Source organism: Acinetobacter sp. YH12097 (assembly GCF_013419225.1).
Classification (GTDB): Bacteria; Pseudomonadota; Gammaproteobacteria; order Pseudomonadales; family Moraxellaceae; genus Acinetobacter; species Acinetobacter amyesii.
Genome location: NZ_VPAN01000009.1, coordinates 46,719 through 66,496 on the forward strand (window position 1 = coordinate 46,719; position 19,778 = coordinate 66,496).

Genomic DNA, 19,778 nt, shown 5'->3' on the forward strand with positions numbered 1-19,778 from the left:
CCGCCAGAAGGCGGTTTTTTTTATTGGGACTTTATCGTGGAAATATTTAAGCAAAATGACCATGTTGAAAATCATAAAATGCCTGACGTATTTCATCTTCAGTATTCATGACGAATGGTCCATGTGCCGCAATCGGTTCATTTAAAGCTTCGCCACTTAAAATAAGCAGTTTGGTTGCTTCAAAAGATTTAAGTTTCAAGGACGATACTTGGTCACTCACATATAAAGTCTGTTTCGCATCAAAGCGTTGACCTTCAATTTCGATCGCCCCACTTAATACAAAAATCATGTTATTCCACTGTGGGTTGAATGAAAATTCCTGTTCAGCATTTGCATTCAAGCGCACATCCAATACATTCATCGGGCTAAAGGTTTCAGCGGCGCCCAATGTATCTTCAAATTGGCCAGCAATGACGCGTACCACGCCTGCATTTTGTGCAAGCTTTACTTCAGCAATATTGGCTGTTGTCAGTTCTTGATAGCGAGGTTCAGTCATTTTGGCATGACTAGGTAAATTGACCCAAAGTTGTACCATGTCTAAATTTCCGCCAGTTTTGGCAAAATCTTTAGAATGGTGTTCTTCATGCATAATGCCTCGACCCGCAGTCATCCATTGCACTTCGTCTTTGGCAATGCTGCCGTGATTTCCTTTAGAGTCAAAATGCTCCAATTCACCTTCATAAACAATGGTCACTGTTTCAAAGCCACGGTGTGGATGTGATCCAACACCACGTTGATGGTGACTTGGAGAGAAATGATATTGGCCGGTATAGCCCATAACGAGGAATGGACTGGTTTGATTGCCCATTTCTTGCATAGGGAGCATAGAGTTTGTTGGGAAGCCATCGCCCACCCAAGTCCTACGATCACTATGATAAACACGTTTGATTGAATTCATAATTCAGCCCTCAATTTAATGCTTCTGTGATCTATTATTGAGGTATAGTGAGGGAATGACAGGGCGAAAAACTCAACAGATTATTCTAAAAATGAAACAATCATGCAAAATTTAAATGACTATTACTACTTCGTGCAAGTGGTGAAATACCAAGGTTATACCAAAGCCAGTGAAGCATTGGGTATTACAAAGTCTAAACTATCACGCCGTATTACAGAATTAGAGACCCGTTTGGGTGTACGTCTGATTCAACGTAATACGCGAAAATTTACTGTGACTGAAATAGGACAACAGTTCTATTTACACTGCTTAAAAATTTTAGAGGAAGTCAGCGAAACGGAAAACTTTGTGCTCAGTACGTTGAACGATCAACTCTGTGGCCAAATTAAAATCTCTTGTCCTGTGGCTTTGGTGGAAATGCCTGTTGCAAAAATGGTCACCGATTTTATGCAGCAATATCCTGAGGTCAGTGTGCATCTCATGGCGACCAATCATCGGGTTGATGTCATTGAGGAAGGCGTAGATTTAGCAATTCGTGTTCGTAATATGCCTTTAATGGATAGTGATTTGATCGTTCGAGATTTAGATGCTTGGGATCATGTTTTGGTGGCATCGCCACAACTTTTCTTCGAGCGTGAAATACCACAGCAATTGGCTGAGATTCAAAATTTTCCGTGTATTGGTTTTGATCGGCCTAAACATTTTTGGGATTTCCGACATCGTGAAAAAAGTGAAACTCAACAAATTGAATTTCATCCACGCTTAAGAACTGACAGTTTTAGTGCGATGATTTCTGCTGCTCTTTCTGGCGTGGGAATCGCTTCTTTGCCCAAAGTGTTTGTACGTGATGCTTTAAAAAGTGGTGAGTTAATTGAACTGTTTCCTGAATGGCAATTGCCGCAAGGGGCAATCCATGTTGCATACGCGACACGACAAGGCATGCTGCCGGGTGTGCGTGCGATGTTAGATCATTTAATTTCAGGTTTTAAGGCATTAGATATAGATCATCCGTAATTTGAGCAGTGTTCTTATTGTTTTAAAATTTTAATTATTTGGAGTTATTGCTTAAACACGGATTTTACTGGGTTATTTATTTTTTATTGTTGGCATGAAGTTCAACATTAGTATGGTCGTCCTCCTGCTAGGCTAATTCGCTTTAATAAGCGGCGTTGGTCTGAAGGGAAAGGGCGGCGTGAGTGTAAAGTGGCTTGGTTATCCCAAAATACAATGTCACCTTCTTCCCATTGATGTTCATATCGAAACTCAGGTTTCAATAAATGTTCACGTAAGGATGCAATCAATTCACTGCCTGACTGATCATCGTAGTGAACCAATTCCACTTCAGATCGTTCATTTAACCACAGACCTTTACGGCCACTTTCTGGATGGGTACGTACAAGCGGATGTGGATAGGCATGTCCAACAATCGGTTGGTCTTTGAAACGGTAAAGAGGTGTAGCGCCATATCCCGTTGTGCCTTTATTATTTTTGGCACGGACAAATGGGTTATAGGTAATGAGTTAAAGTTGGTCTAAATGTTTTTGTGTCGCTTCATCTAAAGCTTCATAGGCTTTAATGGTGTTATACCATGAGGTTTGTCCACCGTCTTGCGGTAGTTCAATGGCATAGAGTAATGAGCCAAAAGATGGCAGCGGAGTCCACTGATGATCTGCATGCGCAGCCAATTCACCATGTCCAGTATAGTCACCTTTGCCGACTGCATTTGAAACGGGTACCACGTCTGGTGGTGTACCGGTATCATCTTGTGACGCTAGCACAGGAATATCTGCACCAGGACGGAAAATTGAACCGAAGTAGCTTGCAAACGCGAGATACTGTAAATCATCTAGACTTTGATGTTTAAAAATTAAAATCAAGTGTTCTGCCAGTGCTTGTTTTAAACGGTAGATGGTTTCCCCAGACTGTGCTTTACGCGCATCTAAACCATAAACCACAGCCCCCAAAGCTTGGTCATGTTGCGCTTCAATACGAATTTCATTGCCATCTTGAAATTGTTCTGCTTGATGCCAACGTGGAGCATCATGGATGGCTTGCGAAAGTTGAGTTAATGCAGTCATTTCATAAGTTCTCAAATTGTTCTTTATTGAGACTTAATCTATGGAAGAAAGCACAGGATGGAAAATTAAAAAATAAGCTAAGTTTATGAAAAAACGTATTATTAATACTAATATGCTGAAAATGCAGCTTTTATTGAATCGTGTAGTAAATAGCTAAAAAACTGCTGTTGTAGTGTTGATAAAACAGCAGTTTGAATTGGAATTAAGGTTTCTATGCGTCTTTAATGTGCACAAAACGCTTGGTTAAAGTATTCGAATAATTCAGGCGTTTGGCTCCATAAGCCGATGGATAAAGCCAACAAGGCCAGAATACTGATAGCAATACTGAGTCGGAACCATAATGTTGAATTAGTCATGAATGACACTTTCCTCATTAACCATGAAATGTACCAATACCCCAAAAATACTCAGGACAATCGAAAAAATCCAAATGGCATCATAGTTACCGGTCATATCATGGTTCACACCACCCAACCAGCCACCAAAAAATGAACCGACTTGGTGTGTAAAGAACACGATACCGCTGAGCATACTGAGATATTTAACGCCAAACATATTGGCCACAATACCGTTGGTGAGTGGTACGGTAGAAAGCCATAATAGTCCCATAATGACGCCAAATGCATAGATTGTCCATGTGCTTAAAGGCAGCAAAAGAAAGGAAATAATGGCAATGCCACGTAAACCATACAGTCCCATCAACAGCTTTGGTTTGGAATATTTGCCACCGAGCCAACCAGCTGTGTAGGTGCCGACAATATTAAATAGTCCAACGAGCGCGAGGAAAATAGTGCCCGTAGTGGCATTAAAGCCATGATCGATTAAATATCCCGGAAGATGGATGCCAATAAACACCACTTGGAAGCCACAGACAAAGAAACCGAGTGCTAGAAACCAAAAGGGTTTATGCTCCCAAGCCAATTGCAAAATTTGTTTAAAAGTCAGAGAGGCTTCATGCGTATTAGTTGCATTTGGTGCAACATACATTGGTGCTTTTAGCATCCAAGCTAAAGGAATAATAAGCGCAATTAAAATGGCGCTGACCACCAAAGCCGAAGACCAACCCAATTTTTGCAATAGCAGTAATGTAGAGGGCAGCATAATGAACTGACCAAAAGAACCTGCTGCACTGGCAATACCCATGGCTAAACTACGTTTGTCTGGATGCGCTGCACGTCCTACGGCAGAAAGTAATACTGGAAATGATGTGGCTGAGAGAGCCAAACCCAGGATTAAACCTGCGCTTAAATTAAGAAGTAAACCGGTAGAGCTGATGGCCATGAGTAATAGCCCTAGGGCATATAATGCACCCCCGACGGCGACCACGATCTTACTGCCATATTTATCTGCAAAAGCCCCAGTAATTGGCTGTACAGCACCCCAAATTAAGTTTTGCATGGCAATGGCAAGGCTAAAAACGTTATGTCCCCAACCAAATTCATCACTCATCGGCACGAGATAGAGGCCAAATGCATGACGCACCCCTAAAGACAATGCCAAAATAATAGCACTGCCAATGAGCATGTAAATCAGGGGCTTTGAGAAACGAGTATCAGACATACAGCAGGCTACATTCTTTAAATTTAATCCAATGGTATTCGAATAAACGCAGAGTTGCGATTAAATTTAATTCACCAAACAATAAATTTTTTTTATAGGTAACTATGGATGAATAAAGGAAATTGACACAGCAGAAATTCAAAAGTGTCTAAATGAGATTGAAAAGATATCTCAGAATAAAAGACCATATGTAGCCTAATAAAAAAGACGGCTGTAGCCGTCTTTTTATATTTAGGTTATTAATTAGAAACGCATACCGATACCTGCATACGCAAGAATTGGATTTACTTCAATATCGGCTTTAGATTTGATCAGTTCACCATGTGTCGCATCTGTAACGGTAATGGTGGTTTCATTCTGTAGGTGTGCATAGCTGACAGAACCTACAGCAAACCATTTGTCGTTGAAGTCATAAGTAAAACCAGCTGTCACAACAGGAGCAAAAGCATCAGAAGCTTCTAACTCAACTTTTGGCTTAGCTTTACTTGGTTTACCGTCAAGTGCGGCACCAGCATTGCCTTCTTTAATATTGGCAATCATATGTCCAGCAGCAATCAGGTCTTTTTCTGTACGTGGATTAATTTCTAGTTCATTAAAGTATGCATACATTACGCCTAGACCCACATAGGGACGGAATTTATTGACGCCAGTTTTACCGAAGTGATATTGGATTTCTGCAGCGGGGGTCCATGCACGAGCAGATGCCGCTGGGCCGTAGGCTTCTAAATCTGTAATCAGCAAACTATTCTTCATTGCGATTTCAGGTAGGTCGATAATACCTAACTCAGGTGTCGCAATAGCTGCAAATGGCGCATAAATTTTTCCTTTGCCGTTTAGGTCTACCTCAGGTGGGATACCGGCTTTCATTTCTAAAGAAATGTTATCAGTAAAGAAATAGTTGGTCATGATGCCTAGTGTGGTTACATCATCGGCTTCAAGGCCAGTACCTTGGTTATCCCAACTTTGTAGGCCATTAATTTCAGCAGTACCGCTTAGCCCTGCTGGTAAGGTACTCGTACCTAATTTATCGAGCAAACCGACAAACCAAGTAGAAATGTTTGGATCCATAGCAGGATCCATATTGGCTTTTACTGCGTCAATTGAAATATCACCAACTTTGGCTGTTTCACCATTTTTTACTGATGTATCAACATGGAATGGTTGTGCTTTACCTTGTGGCATAACATGTAAGGCACCAACAGAGACAGAAAAACGTTTGAAGCCATCGCCATCTTTTAAACTAAAATATGGTGAGTCTGCATGACTGAGCATAGGTAGGGCTGCCATAGAAGCAGCAATGCACAATACACTTTTTTTCATTTGAAAGGACTCCATGTCCGTAAATTGATAATAATTTTTCTAAGTGCCCATTATTCAAAATTAATGCGTAAAAAATGTTATAGAAAACAACAGTAAAGGTAATAGTCCTGTAACATTTTTGATGATTTGTATTATTTGAAGGCTTTAATTAGGTATTTGTGTAAAAAAATCGAACATTTTTGAAATTTAGAAATGGTTCTATCTATTTGTAAATACTCAATATTTATTGACATAAATGACAGTGCTTTGGTTGATTTGGGTCAATAAATTAGTTTAAAACGACCATATTTAAAGCAGTTTTTTGTGCTGTTGTCCTCTATAGATATAAAAATTCATAGCTAATTATGGAGTCTTTATATGTCAATCGAGGCTAATCACTCAAAGCCTTTTACACCAAAACCATTTTTTTTGTACAATAGCGCCAGATTCAATTGAGTTATTCGTATGAGTACGCAAAACCCTCCCAAGAAAAAGGCTTTAGTTAATTTGCCTTTTCCGATTAAAAAAGCTGAAGATAATGCTTCGGATGAAATCTTTGAAGATATGCGTCCAAAACCTCAGCGTTATGCTGACCGTACTTGGATGCCACCACGCGGTACACGTCGTTCGATGGGTAAGCGTTAAGAGATTTAAATAAAAAAGCCATGATTAAAACCATGGCTTTTTTATTGCAAATTATTGATGTTAATTGCGTATTTCAGACTGAATTCTTCGGTCTTTATTGAGATAATACTTTTTCTTCTGACGATACATGTCCAAATCGGCACGTTTAAGCATATCGTCCATCCGCTCATTCAGCTCATTGGTGGCAGAACCAATCGAGATACTCATCGGTTGATTAGAATAAAATTGGTTATCGACCAATAACAACTCATTCAAACTTTGTAAGCAGTTTTGCAGCGCTGCATCATCTGCACCAGGTAATAGAATGACAAATTCATCACCGCCAATGCGCGAAGCAGAATAGGGCGTATGCTGAATAAGTTGGTTTAAAATGTTGCCCAGACGTCTGAGGATACTGTCACCAGCATCATGCCCAATACTGTCATTGAGTTCTTTTAGTCCATTTAAATCAATAAAAATACAAGAAACAGGACGTAATTGATTGCGTTCGAGACGATTGAGTTCTGCGATATAAAATGAACGGTTATAGAGCTTGGTCAGAACGTCATGCTTACCTAAATATTCAAGATAATTTTCAGCCTTTTTACGTGCGGTAATATCAGTCAGCGCAACCTGCACAGTGCTCCAGTCATCGAGATAATCGGGAAATACGGTAAATTGCAATAAGACATGGCGAATACTGCCATCAAGTGCATAATTTACGGCTTCACGTTGATGATGTAGATTGCCATTCCAAAGTTCAATCAACTGTTCTTTAAAGGTTTGCAGCATTTCTTTGGTAAAAACTTTATGTACATTTTTGAGCAATATTTCTTTGTTCGGAGCGCCAAATAAATCAAGCGTGGCTTGATTGACGTCAACGATCAGTATTTCTTTAATGCACTCTTGTACAAAATCGGGATGAACATCCAAAAAAGTGACAAAGTCTTCAATTTCTAAAGCGCGTAGCTGATCTAATTTGATTTTAATCCGGCTAAAATCTTCGACCCAAAGTGAGGTTGGAGAATAATGAAAACGCGCTTCTGCCAAATGACGACTTTGTTCTTGTAAACGGCAAGCTTCAGTATAAGAGGTGATATCTTCAGTCGTAATTAAAACGGCAGATAAATCCTGCTCATGACTCGGTAGCACGATGCCTTTGAGTTGAATGTCTAGGCGTTGTCCATTGAGCGTATAGTTCACGGCAGAATGGGAAAAATGTGTTTCACCATTCCATAATGCAACCAATTCTCTAATGTGTGTTTGACACATCTCCGCCTGAAAAACTAAATCAAGGTTTTGACATAAATGTTCAAAGTCACGTGCTTGATAAAGTTCCAACGTTTTTGCGTTGACCTGTAAGAGTTTTATTTTTCTCGCACATTGCAGAATACGTGATTCATCTTGTTGAAGAAAAGTGGAGAGATCCTGCACACCTTGCTGACGCCAGAGATCAAATTGTTTTTTGACTTCACTGTAATCTTCAAGCCACATGGCAATGGGGGATAGCTCAAAAAAAGGAGAATCTAGCATGTCTATTTTATGTGCTCGTCATTCTTTATGATAATGTCAGCAAGTAGTATAAGACGAAAAAAATGATATTAAAATAATGTGATATGTAAAATAAGTTTTATTTTTAATGTGACTTAAGTCGCTAAAAACCATTAGTCAACCGTAGAAAAAAAGCCAATATGGACATTGGCTTTTTGGGTGTTTCAAATGTGGTGAAAAGAGCCTTTAGCGGCTGGCTTTACGGGCTTTATTTTCAGGCTTTGGTGCAGCAATTTCACGTTCAGCTTTCCAAACATCGATGAAATCTTTTTCATTGATATTGTACAGTTCAAGTAGGGCTAAAATAACGCCGCCAAACATCATCGGGCCTTCAGAATTACTTTGAAACTCAAATATTTTCCCATTCAGCGCATGCAAAATATCTTCAATTTCAAAAATACGGTCACGACCATTACTGTCTGTTGGGTACATTTGGGTATTCAGCACAATTTTCGCAAGACTTTTTTCATTATCTGTTAAGGCCAGAACATCAACCAATTCATCTGCCGAAGGTGCAAAAATTACCGAGTCTTGAAAAATTGTATGTAGAAGTTTCGAAGTAAGTTTAGGTAAAGCTTTTTCAACGAAAGGACGGAATGAAATTGGAAAAATAACATTTCTGGAAATCCCCTTAAACATGGGAGCAATTTCTTCAACTTTATAGCCAGCGACACCACAACCGATCGAGGTAATGAAGTATTTAGTCTTCGGATGATTCTTGGTGTAGATTTTAAAATCATCGACATAGTGTTGAATTTGCGACAACGGCATTTGTTGTAAATGCTCATTCATGGTTGGAATCGCAAAACTTTGACCTGCCCATCCACGACCAATACCATTCATTGCACCAAAATGCTCTAGTGCGGTACGCGCTGCACCGCCAGCATGTTGACCTGCCATATTGCTGCCAAAAACAAAAATGGTATCTTCAGCTAAGTTTTTAACAATACTTTCGTCATGATATTGGTAAGTCATAAGATTTGATCTGTGGCGTCCTTTTGTTCATGTTGCAGATGAAATTTATATAGGTCAAGTATTAATAAGGGATAAATGAACGCTTTATTCCTGAGTTTTTTTAGAGCCAAGAGTTTCCTCTAGAAAAACATACGAAATCAGGAGAATTATTTTTAAAGATGAAAAATCTATGGGTTTATGTTGAATTATAATTTTACAGTCCGTACACGCCTCTGGTATTTACATAAATTTAGCGTTGTTTTGTGCAACTTTGCCCTCATAATAAAGCCATATAAAACTGTTGAAGAAGAGTGTGATGCAGGAACAGCCTTTTGAACTGGTAACACAATATCAGCCCGCAGGTGATCAACCTCAAGCGATTGAGAAATTGGTTAAGGGGATTGAGAAAGGAATGCATGACCAGTTGCTCTTAGGGGTAACAGGTTCGGGTAAAACCTATACCATGGCAAATGTGATAGCTCGCACGCAACGTCCAACGATTATTATGGCGCATAACAAAACTTTGGCTGCGCAGCTTTATGGCGAGTTTAAAGCCTTCTTTCCGCATAATGCTGTGGAATATTTCGTCAGTTATTATGACTATTATCAGCCCGAAGCCTATGTGCCATCTTCAGATACCTTTATTGAAAAAGACTCATCGATTAATGATCACATTGACCAAATGCGTCTTTCGGCAACACGGGCATTATTAGAACGACGTGATGCAATTATTGTAGCGTCCGTTTCAGCCATCTATGGTCTGGGTGATCCCAATGCCTATATGAGTATGCTTTTGCATATCGTTGAAGGTGACCGTATCAGCCGTGATGACATCATCCGGCGTCTGGTGGAAATGCAATACACCCGCAATGAACTCGAATTCCTACGCGGCACATACCGTATCCGTGGTGAAATTATTGATATTTTCCCTGCAGAATCGGATCAAAATGCCATTCGAATTGAGTTGTTTGATGACGAAGTTGATTCAGTTCGATGGTTTGATCCCTTGACGGGCAAATTGGTCCGTAAAGTGCCACGGATTACGATTTATCCAAAGAGCCATTACGTGACGCCTAAAGATAACTTGCAGCGTGCAATTGGGACTATTCGTGAAGAGCTTACAGACCGACTGGGGTTTTTCCGTGCAAATGATAAATTACTCGAAGCACAGCGTATCGAACAGCGCACACGTTATGACTTAGAGATGATGCAGCAGCTTGGCTATACCAACGGTATTGAAAACTACTCACGGCACTTGTCAGGTCGACCTTCAGGTGAAGCACCGCCGACGTTGTTTGATTATGTACCTGATGATGCCTTATTGATCATCGATGAATCACATGTGACTGTTCCGCAAATTGGGGCTATGTATAAAGGTGACCGTTCACGTAAAGAAAATTTAGTGAATTATGGTTTCCGTTTACCAAGTGCGCTCGATAACCGACCAATGAAATTTGAAGAGTGGGAGCGGATTGTTCCTTCGACCATTTATGTCAGTGCAACACCTGCACATTATGAAATAGAAAAATCTGAACAAGTCGTTGAGCAAGTGGTTCGACCTACAGGTTTGGTCGATCCTGAAATTGAAATTCGTCCAGTCCTAACACAAGTGGATGATGTACTTTCAGAAATTAATAATCGTAAAGATTTAAATGAACGTGTGTTAGTCACAACGCTAACCAAACGTATGGCAGAAGACTTAACTTCGTATTTGAAAGAATACGGCATTAAAGTCGCTTATTTACATTCAGATATCGACACTGTTGAGCGCACTAAAATTATTCATGAATTACGTTCGGGTGTATACGATGCAATCGTTGGGATTAACTTACTACGCGAAGGCTTAGATATGCCCGAAGTGTCTTTGGTGGCCATTTTAGATGCAGACAAAGAAGGCTTCTTACGTTCTGAGCGTTCATTGATTCAAACCATCGGTCGTGCAGCACGTAACTTAAATGGTAAAGCGATTTTATATGCAGATCGTATGACCGACTCCATGCAAAAAGCCATTGATGAAACGGATCGTCGTCGTAATTTACAGATCGCATTTAACCTTGAGCATGGCATTACGCCACGGAGTGCAGTACGTCAAAACGTCAATGATATTGATACAGGTGAAGTGCTGACAGATGATGAAATCGATGCAAAAATTTCAGATCAGGCTAAGGCATTAACTGCAGATGAACGTCATTTGATGTCAGATCCAAAACTTTTAGCAAAACATATGAACAAGCTGGAAAAAGAAATGCTGAAGGCATCGAAAGATTTACAGTTTGAACAAGCCGCTCGATTACGCGATGAAATCTTGCGTTTAAAAGCACAGATGATTTCATAATTTTGTTAGACAAGATGCGGCATATTGTCTGAATTACATACATAATTCAGACAAGAAAATGATTTTTAGAGCAATCTTTCCGCTAGAGTAAAAACACGAGAGAAAGAATTACTTAATTTTCATCGAATGTTTTGCATCGAAATGAGGCATAAAATGACAACAACGAATCTTCCGAAAGCTGGTTTTAAGCTCGCAAAAATTGCACTTGGTGCAGCAGTGTTAATTGGTTTGGGTGCAGCCACAATGGCCTATGCACAGACGAAACCTTTACAGACTGTGGAAAAAGTCGAGCTCGATCGTTATTTAGGTATGTGGTATGAAGTTGCTCGTAAGCCTTTAGTCTTTCAAAAAAGCTGTGACCGTGATGTTACCGCGGTCTATACCTTAAATGAAAACGGCAATATTAATGTCAATAATCGCTGTGTATCGAAAGATGGCACCAAGAAGCAATCAATAGGCGAGGCATTTGTACAAAATGCACCGTTTAACACGAAATTAAAAGTTAGTTTCTTACCAGAAGCCATTCGTTGGTTGCCTGTGGGGCGTGGTGATTATTGGGTACTCAAAGCCGATGAAGACTATCAAACAGTTTTGGTGGGTGAGCCACGTCGTAAATATATGTGGGTTCTTTCTCGTTCGGCTCATCCAGATCAGGAAGTGATTCAGGAATATCTAAATTATGCTCAATCTGTTGGTTATGACTTATCAGATATTATTCATACCAAGCAGACAGTAAAACCATAAATCTAAATATTTGAACAAATGCTAAAAAACCATGCCTGTGCATGGTTTTTTATTTGCTAGAATGTCTCTGCGAAAAGCTTGATCAATCAAGCAAAATATCAAATTTATGGTGTATTCGGGACTGGAGTGAAAGATGTATAAAGGCGTTGCATTGTCTGTATTGGCATCGGTCACTTTTGGTATTTTGTATTTCTTTACCATCTTTTTAAAACCTCTAGATAGCGAGCAAACATTTGCATGGCGCATGTTAGCGACCTTACCATTTTTAACGCTATTTATGTGGTGGATGAAAGATTTAAACAAAGTCAGTGAAATTTTTTGGCGAGTGGTTAAGCAGCCGATTTTTCTGATTTGGTTAATCATCAGTTCTTTTTTATGTACTACACAGCTTTGGTTGTTTTTGTGGGGGCCGATTAATGGCCGTGGACTAGAAGTTTCTTTGGGATATTTTCTACTGCCTTTAGTGATGGTTCTGGTCGGATGTGTGCTGTATAAAGAAAAACTTTCTAAATGGCAGATGGCTGCCGTGGCACTGGCAATTTTAGGTGTCGGCCATGAAATTTGGCGTATTGGCAGTATCGCGTGGGAAACTGTTTATGTCGCTGTGGCTTATCCGATTTATTTCTTTTTACGTCGTACCTTTAAAACCGATCATTTGGGTGGTTTTTGGTGGGATCTTTGCTTAATTTTGCCTGTAGCCTTTTATTTAGGATTTATTCATAGCGATAGTTTAGAGCTAATGTCGTTATTCCCGTATCTGATTTTGGCGGTTTTAGGACTTGGTTTTCTGAGTGCGCTTGGCTTAGGTAGCTATATGTTGGCGAGTCGTTATCTGCCATTTGTGATATTTGGTTTGTTGAGTTATTTAGAACCCGTGTTGTTAGCCTTTGCATCGATCGCATTAGGGGAGCGAGTAGAAGCCGAAGAATGGCTAACTTATATTCCAATTTGGGGTGCAGTGTTGTTATTGGTAATAGAAGGCATCTTACATCTGTTTAAACAAAAGCAAAATGAACGTGCGCTAGCTAAAAATGTAAAAGCGTTAAATGATAGAATCGATTCTTAGACTGAGAATATTGGTACGATAAATTGATCAGTTCACAATTAACGCTTGCTGTTTTTTAAGAAAATCTTAAACTTAGAAAATTAAAACACGCCATGATTCAATTTATTGTTTAGGAAGAACAACATTGGATGATGGTGTACAAAAATATTTATTTTAGATAAAAATAAACTGAAATCGATAAAAGATTGATTAAAGAACCAAGATACAGGAAGCAGTCAGTGGTTGTCCCATTTCATCTAAGCACTAAACTTTTACAGCTAGAGCCTGTGTTGGATCAGCATTGGCGGAGTATCGTGTCTGAAATATGTACTGACCTTGATCAATCCAATTTAGCGCAGATACAGCAGGTGTTATTGCAAAAAGGAATTCGTTGGGAGTCTTCATCACAGTCGTATCATCTTGATGTACCGATGAATTTGGGCATGCTGATGAAAGTACTAAAATATGATGTCATGCGTGAGCATGCACAGTATTTGGCAACACAGCTCGAAGAACTTCGAATATTGACAATGAGTATTCAAGTTGCGCAAAAATTAGAAGAAAACCTAGCCTATATCAATGAAATAGATGCCGAAGAAGATTTTGAATTACAGCATGAAAAAAACGTATTACATCGGCATTTTATTTTAAATGCCGCACAAATCATTCGTGAAATGGATTTGATTGCGTCGAGTGATGCACGTCAACTCACTGCTCAGCAAGTCAAAATTTTCTTGATCGAAATTTTCTTAAAGTCACATGTGTTGGGGCAAGTTTTTGATGCTTCTATCCCGAAATCATCTGAGGTTTGGCAACATCCGATTTTTAAATACTATTTAAAGCGTGAACAAAAAACGCGATATTTACAAATTGTACAAACATCTGAGTTTATTTATATTTTGTCGCCTGATTTAGATTGGACGACGCAGTATTCAGCAACTCGGTTTTTATCGACAAAGCATAATGAGGCCTTAGCAGACGACGTTTTTGATGGGGTGGCCATAGATTTAACTACTGCTTTAGAAAATCAGCAGATAGAACAATTAAAAATTCAAGTCTCTAAGCTGGCATCTATTGCAGGTTTTATACATTTAAATCTGCAAAATTTAATGCAGCAACTTTATACACGGTTAGATAAGCATCTACTTTTAATGCTGCATGTAGAGGATGCTACTCAATTAGCGACGGTTTTACCTGCTTTTGAGCAGCAGTTCAATACATTGATATTGAAGCCCTTACATCAGACTGTTCAATATCAACTGAGTGAGCAGATACAGCATGATTTTGTCTTTTTCCATAGCATGCAAATATCTCAGAAGCTCATCACGAGTCTAAACGTCTTGAGTAGTTGCCCTAAGTTTGAGGCAAGTTTGGAGTTAAAGCGACTGCGACTTCAACTACAGGCTTGGCAGGTGCTTTTGTTGAAACGGCGTACGCACATTTTTCATGTTCAAAATGAAGATGATTGGGAGTTACATCATCAGCAGTCACAGCAAATTCATACGGCGTTGAAAGCGCTCTTGCAGCCGGTCGATGATCAACAGAAGATCTTTGCTACAGAAGCAACTGTAGAAAATATGGGTACCCATGGCGCGCATGTTGGATTTTCCAAACGCATGACGAAAACAGGGGATTATGAAAGCCTTGAAGCCGATGCTTTAAAAGCGCAGCAGCAAAAAAAGCGACAAACTTATATGCAGGTTTTAATGTTGCTAAAGGAACATGCGTCACAGCTCGTCAATCTCGATTTTGAGCCATGTGAAAATGCCTTAAAGGTGCAGTCTTTTAGTGATCGGAGATATTTTGCGATTAGTGCTGGAGAGAATGGTTTAAATGCACTACCGAAAGTATTTGAGCTGAGTGTAAATTTCTTTGATTTTAATCTGGAAAAATTTGCTGAGAATCTGAAAAATTAACTGAATTTTAAATATAGATCTGACTTTAAATAATTTTAGGCAGTAACATTAGAGGCGTAATTTGATTCAAATAAAAGAACGATACGCGGTAATGTCATCCGCAATTGTCTGAGACAGGGTTACTTCTAATAAAAAATGTTTTTGCGATACTTTGAATAAATTGACGGTAGTGAACGAGTTTTGTCGGTGAGGTGCATTGCTCCGCAAGATGGTTTCCTTACGAAGCACGCTTCTCATTTTGCCAAATGAGACACAACGTTTCGTAAGAGTACCTCCAACTGAAGGCTAAACCCTTTATTCAAACCTTCGATGTAAGACTCCGTCGAATAGTCATAAAAATCATTTAAAAATGTGAAATTATTATTACGAGCTTAACATCAGTAAAAATACTATAAATTGAGCAAAATAAAAAAACACCGCAATTTGAAAAATATAAATATTCGTTAATCTTTGAGCTAAATATGCAGAGATCTGGTTGATAAAACTACATTTGAAATTTTGTGACAAAAATCTGCGAAAAAGCCGGTTTTTCAACTTTCGGCTATAAAATCATAATACTAATCATGATTATTTTGAAAATTGATAGTGAATATATAACAAAATAACCTTGTCGAAATCTGCTTTTAGATTCATTAATTTTCAGTTTTCCATTACAATTGTGGGGTTTTGAAATTTATGCTTAGATTTACAATTAATTAGAGGACGTATCTGTGAGCAAAGACACTATCGTTGCCCTACATGCAGAGCACCAAGGTCGCTGGAAAAACCGTGAAGAAATCGCGGAACGTATGATTGCCCTAGTGGGTCAGTTATATCGTGAAAAAAACATCGTAGCTACAGTATACGGTCGTTCTTTAATTAACCGTTCGGTTATCCAAATTCTTAAAGCGCATCGTCGTACTCGCGTACTTGACGTTGAACTTTCAGTTGTGAACACTTTCCCAATTCTTGAAGCTTTAGCGAAAATCGAAAACATCGGTACTGCTGAAATTGATCTTGGCAAACTTGCTGTTGAGTTCAAAGAAAAAGGCGGTGATGTTGACGCATTCGTTGCTGACGCTGTGAAATCACTCGAAGGCAATGCAACTAACGTTGAAAACCGTGATGTTGTACTTTACGGTTTCGGTCGTATTGGTCGTATCCTTGCACGTTTGATGATCAGCCAATCTGGTCTAGGTCGTGGTCTTAACCTTAAAGCAATCGTTGTTCGTAAATCATCTGACGGTGACTTAGAAAAACGTGCGTCTTTGTTACGTCGTGACTCTATTCATGGTCCATTCGCAGGTACGATTTCTGTTGATGAAGAAAACGAAGCAATCATTGCTAACGGTAACTTCATCAAAGTGATCTATGCGTCTAACCCATCTGAAGTTGATTACACTGCTTACGGTATTAACAATGCACTTGTAATCGATAACACAGGTAAATGGCGTGATTCTGAAGGTCTTGCACAGCACCTTAAATGCGCTGGCGCTGCACGTGTAATTCTAACTGCACCTGGTAAAGGTGACATGAAGAACGTTGTATACGGTGTGAACCAAGCTGACATCCTTGATGAAGATACAATCATCTCTGCTGCAAGCTGTACAACAAACGCGATCACACCAACACTTAAAGTGTTAAACGACAAGTACACAGTGATCAATGGTCATGTTGAAACAGTTCACTCGTTCACGAACGACCAAAACTTAATCGACAACTACCATAAAGCTGACCGTCGTGGCCGTGCTGCAACATTGAACATGGTTATTACTGAAACAGGCGCTGCTAAAGCTGTTGCTAAAGCACTTCCTGCGCTTCAAGGTAAATTGACTGGTAACTCAGTACGTGTACCTACTCCAAACGTATCTCTTGCAATTTTGAACCTTACTTTAGGTCAAGATGTTGATCGTGAAGAAGTGAATGAATACATTCGCCAAATTTCAATCAACTCTAACCTTCAAGGTCAAATCGGTTATACAAACTCAACTGAAGTTGTATCGTCTGACTTTATCGGTTCACGTACCGCAGGTGTATTTGACGCTCAAGCGACAATCGCTTCTGGTAACCGTTTAACTGCTTATGTTTGGTACGATAACGAAGTAGGTTATAGCTGCCAAGTATTGCGTATTGCGGAACAAATGGGTGGCGTAAGCTATCCAAAAATTCCTGCTGAAACGAATGCATAATTTGTGAAAGCTAAAAAAGAGCCTCATTTGAGGCTCTTTTTTTTATCTAATGAGCAGGGATGAATAGCTTAAGGCATAGACGATGGGTGGATTGATCAAAAGCATCAAAATGTCTTGTTTTTTCTGCCACTGTTAGATGAGTGCGAGTCATTTATAATGAAAAGCCGACTAAAATATTCAAGTTTTAAGTTAATGAAATTATTAAAGAAATAAATACAAAAAATTGCAAACTGGTTTGGGTAATGTGTTCAAAATAAAGCTGTAAAAATAAAAAAGCAAAAGGAATTTAGTTTGCAAGCAAAGCACATGCTCAGTGGATTGGCATTTATTGTGTTTGCTGCACTCTGTGGTGTACTCATCGCCATTTGGGTGTTTAAGCACTTTAATATTTATATCCCACTAGAAAATCAAAACGTCAATATCGACCTGCAAGAGCCATTACAAGCCGAAGTCAAAATTCATGATGCCTTGGATGTGGATGTGACAGGGCGGGTGAATGCTGAAATTCCGATACATGAAAATTTAAATATTCCCTTAACTCAAACGCTGACACCACGAGTGTATTTTGATAATCATGTTCCGATCAAGACCACGATTCCAGTGCGTGAAACTTTGAAAGTGAATCAAAACCTTCCTGTGAATACCAACGTAAAAGTTAAAGTCATGGGGCAAGATGTGACTTTGCCACTCAAAGGTGATATCCCAATTCAATTGGATATTCCAGTGAATATGAATGTGCCTTTGGAGCAAAAAGTACATTTAAAATTTGATGCACCAGTCAAAACCGTGCTGAAAGAAAACCTACATATTCCACTGAATGCAAAGTTAAAAACCAATATTCCTATTGAAGGTAATTTGAATGTTCCAATTAAGACGGCATTAAAAGCGACAGTGGATGTGCAAAATACGTTGCCCGTTCAAATTAAAAAAGGCGAATTAGTCATTCCACTAAAAACAATGCGACTCAACAGAGAGCATGCCAAAACTGAAGCGAAAGCTCAGGACTAAGCCATGTGGATATTTCAATCGGCGAAACGCATCATTTTAAGTTTTATCGCAGTTGCGTTATTGGTTGCGGTGTTATTTTGGTTGTATTTAAATATTTATGCGTCGATGCAAGTACGTGCAAAAAATGCTGATATTCAATTGTCGCATTCACTACCCACCAAAATTTCAGTAGGCAATTATTTGCAAACGCAGTCTATCGGGACGTTGGATACGCAGATTGCTTTAGATCGGAAGCTGCAACTACCATTAAAGGGAAAATATCTGGCAGATTTGCAGTTTAGTGTAGAGGTTCCGATCTCAGTGGATATTGATTATTCCACCAATATTCAAATTAACCAGACGATTCCGCTTGAGGCGACCACGGATTTGGTGATTAAAAATAAACTCGTGCCGAAATTTCCGTTAAAAATGGACATTCCTGTTAAGTTAGATGTGCCTTTTCATCTGAAAAGAACCTATAACATTCCTATTCGAATTAATTTTAATGGTCCTGTGTATTTTGAGTTTAATGAAAAAGTTGATTTGCATGTGGTACATCAGTTTGCACCACAACTAAAACTTAATGACCCGATGACCATGCGAAAAATTGCAACCTTTAATGCCACGATGTACAACGCAGAGCGTAATACCAAGGCAAATTTAGAGTTGAACATGGATTTGCCGATAAAAAATGTACATCCATAAGTTAGATTTAACTCAAAAAAAAGCCCGAATCAATTCGGGCTTTTTTGATGGTTCGATCTTATTTTAAAGCAGCTTCAACAGCACTGTGTAGAGTAGTGGTTGGGTGGCCGAGTAACTGTTCCAAGTCCTTACGATCACTTTGCATTGCACCGTCAATGCTATTGATATCAGCATCGACGATTACATCTACAAGACCAGCAGGTAAGCCAGCTTGTAATAAACCTTGTGTGTAGTCTTCTGCAGTTAAATTTTGATAGTGGACCTTTTGACCTGAAACTTGCTGTAGGGTTTCAGCAAGCTGTGCCAATGTGAAACTGTCTGAGCTTGCAAGTTCATAGGTTTTATTCTCATGACCAGAGCTTGTAAGTACTTTTGCAGCAGCTTCAGCATAGTCAGCACGTGTCGCTGCATTAATTTTTCCATCCTTTGCTGCACCAAATAAGGTACCTGTTTCAACCACATGCCCTACAGCGGCAAGATAGTTTTCGACATACCAGTTATTTCGTAAGAAGGTATAGGTTAAACCACTAGCTTGAATCAGACTTTCTGTTTCACGATGTTCTTGAGATAAACCCAATGGCGATGTATCAGCACGTAACAGGCTGGTATAAGCAAGATATGGAACTTTCGCATCTACTGCAGCATCAATTACGGCTTTGTGTTGTGGAGTACGACGACCAATTTCATTGGCAGAAATGAGTAATAATTTATCGACACCTTGTAGTGCAGGAACCAGTGTATCTGGTTGATCATAGTCAAAATGACGAAGTTCGATGCCTTGAGCTTGTAGAGATGCTGCTTTTTCTGGTGAGCGAACTAAAGCGATGATGTTGTTGGCCGCGGTTTCTTTCAATAAAAATTGAAGGACCAATTGGCCTAGTTGACCTGTTGCACCTGTAATTGCGATTTTCATA

16 protein-coding genes and 1 pseudogene are annotated in these 19,778 nt (G+C 39.3%); 9 read left to right on the forward strand and 8 right to left on the reverse strand.

The annotated features are described in order from the left end of the window. Positions 1–46: 46 nt before the first annotated feature. Positions 47–898, reverse strand: coding sequence for a pirin family protein (locus FTU37_RS06085; protein WP_180007676.1), 852 nt, complete (start codon positions 896–898; stop codon positions 47–49). 102 nt (positions 899–1,000) lie between these two features. Here FTU37_RS06085 and FTU37_RS06090 point away from each other — a divergent pair, with 102 nt between their 5' ends. After that, positions 1,001–1,912 carry a LysR substrate-binding domain-containing protein gene (locus FTU37_RS06090; RefSeq protein WP_180007677.1) on the forward strand — a complete coding sequence of 304 codons (912 nt, stop codon included), beginning with the start codon at positions 1,001–1,003 and terminating at the stop codon, positions 1,910–1,912. Positions 1,913–2,019: 107 nt separating this feature from the next. Here FTU37_RS06090 and FTU37_RS06095 read toward each other — a convergent pair. The 4 genes and pseudogenes from FTU37_RS06095 to FTU37_RS06105 form a co-directional block, all read right to left on the reverse strand. Continuing rightward, positions 2,020–2,976 (reverse strand): annotated as a pseudogene (locus tag FTU37_RS06095) (TauD/TfdA dioxygenase family protein). Positions 2,977–3,197: 221 nt separating this feature from the next. Beyond that, positions 3,198–3,332, reverse strand: a complete 135-nt coding sequence (locus FTU37_RS16680; protein ID WP_257221407.1) for a hypothetical protein — start codon at positions 3,330–3,332, stop codon at positions 3,198–3,200. Further along, positions 3,325–4,536, reverse strand: coding sequence for an MFS transporter (locus FTU37_RS06100; protein ID WP_180007678.1), 1,212 nt, complete (start codon positions 4,534–4,536; stop codon positions 3,325–3,327). Before FTU37_RS06100 ends, FTU37_RS16680 begins: the two co-directional genes overlap by 8 nt. 243 nt (positions 4,537–4,779) lie before the next feature. Next, complete coding sequence (locus FTU37_RS06105; RefSeq protein WP_180007679.1) at positions 4,780–5,856, reverse strand: OmpW family protein; 1,077 nt, start codon at positions 5,854–5,856, stop codon at positions 4,780–4,782. Positions 5,857–6,300: 444 nt separating this feature from the next. Here FTU37_RS06105 and FTU37_RS06110 point away from each other — a divergent pair, with 444 nt between their 5' ends. Further along, complete coding sequence (locus FTU37_RS06110) at positions 6,301–6,480, forward strand: hypothetical protein (RefSeq protein WP_078190224.1); 180 nt, start codon at positions 6,301–6,303, stop codon at positions 6,478–6,480. A 60-nt stretch (positions 6,481–6,540) separates the two neighbouring features. Here FTU37_RS06110 and FTU37_RS06115 read toward each other — a convergent pair whose 3' ends face one another. Together FTU37_RS06115 and FTU37_RS06120 are read right to left on the reverse strand one after the other, a co-directional pair. After that, entirely contained in the window at positions 6,541–7,998 is a 1,458-nt protein-coding gene (locus tag FTU37_RS06115) for a sensor domain-containing diguanylate cyclase (RefSeq protein ID WP_180124011.1), read from the reverse strand. A 198-nt stretch (positions 7,999–8,196) separates the two neighbouring features. After that, entirely contained in the window at positions 8,197–8,985 is a 789-nt protein-coding gene (locus FTU37_RS06120; protein WP_180050860.1) for a hypothetical protein, read from the reverse strand. A 292-nt stretch (positions 8,986–9,277) separates the two neighbouring features. Between FTU37_RS06120 and uvrB the strand changes: the two genes are divergently transcribed. The 7 genes from uvrB (at position 9,278) to FTU37_RS06155 (ending at position 18,864) form a co-directional block, all read left to right on the forward strand. Further along, complete coding sequence (gene uvrB, locus FTU37_RS06125; protein ID WP_180084150.1) at positions 9,278–11,299, forward strand: excinuclease ABC subunit UvrB; 2,022 nt, start codon at positions 9,278–9,280, stop codon at positions 11,297–11,299. Positions 11,300–11,452: 153 nt separating this feature from the next. Next, positions 11,453–12,043: a lipocalin family protein gene (locus FTU37_RS06130; RefSeq protein WP_180123989.1), complete on the forward strand. Its 591-nt coding sequence runs from the start codon at positions 11,453–11,455 to the stop codon at positions 12,041–12,043. 133 nt (positions 12,044–12,176) lie between these two features. Beyond that, positions 12,177–13,109, forward strand: a complete 933-nt coding sequence (gene rarD, locus FTU37_RS06135) for an EamA family transporter RarD (RefSeq protein ID WP_180123990.1) — start codon at positions 12,177–12,179, stop codon at positions 13,107–13,109. A 218-nt stretch (positions 13,110–13,327) separates the two neighbouring features. Further along, positions 13,328–15,004, forward strand: a complete 1,677-nt coding sequence (locus tag FTU37_RS06140; RefSeq protein ID WP_180123991.1) for a hypothetical protein — start codon at positions 13,328–13,330, stop codon at positions 15,002–15,004. 710 nt (positions 15,005–15,714) lie between these two features. Continuing rightward, the gene (locus tag FTU37_RS06145) at positions 15,715–17,172 is read left to right on the forward strand and encodes a glyceraldehyde-3-phosphate dehydrogenase (RefSeq protein ID WP_180004927.1); all 1,458 of its coding nucleotides are present in this window, start codon (positions 15,715–15,717) and stop codon (positions 17,170–17,172) included. Positions 17,173–17,478: 306 nt separating this feature from the next. Next, positions 17,479–18,180, forward strand: a complete 702-nt coding sequence (locus FTU37_RS06150; protein ID WP_218954646.1) for an MFS transporter — start codon at positions 17,479–17,481, stop codon at positions 18,178–18,180. A gap of 3 nt (positions 18,181–18,183) precedes the next feature. Next, positions 18,184–18,864, forward strand: coding sequence for a hypothetical protein (locus tag FTU37_RS06155; RefSeq protein ID WP_180123993.1), 681 nt, complete (start codon positions 18,184–18,186; stop codon positions 18,862–18,864). A 58-nt stretch (positions 18,865–18,922) separates the two neighbouring features. On the opposite strand, the gene FTU37_RS06160 is transcribed toward FTU37_RS06155, so the two are convergent. Next, complete coding sequence (locus FTU37_RS06160; RefSeq protein ID WP_180123994.1) at positions 18,923–19,777, reverse strand: SDR family oxidoreductase; 855 nt, start codon at positions 19,775–19,777, stop codon at positions 18,923–18,925. Position 19,778: the final 1 nt, after the last annotated feature.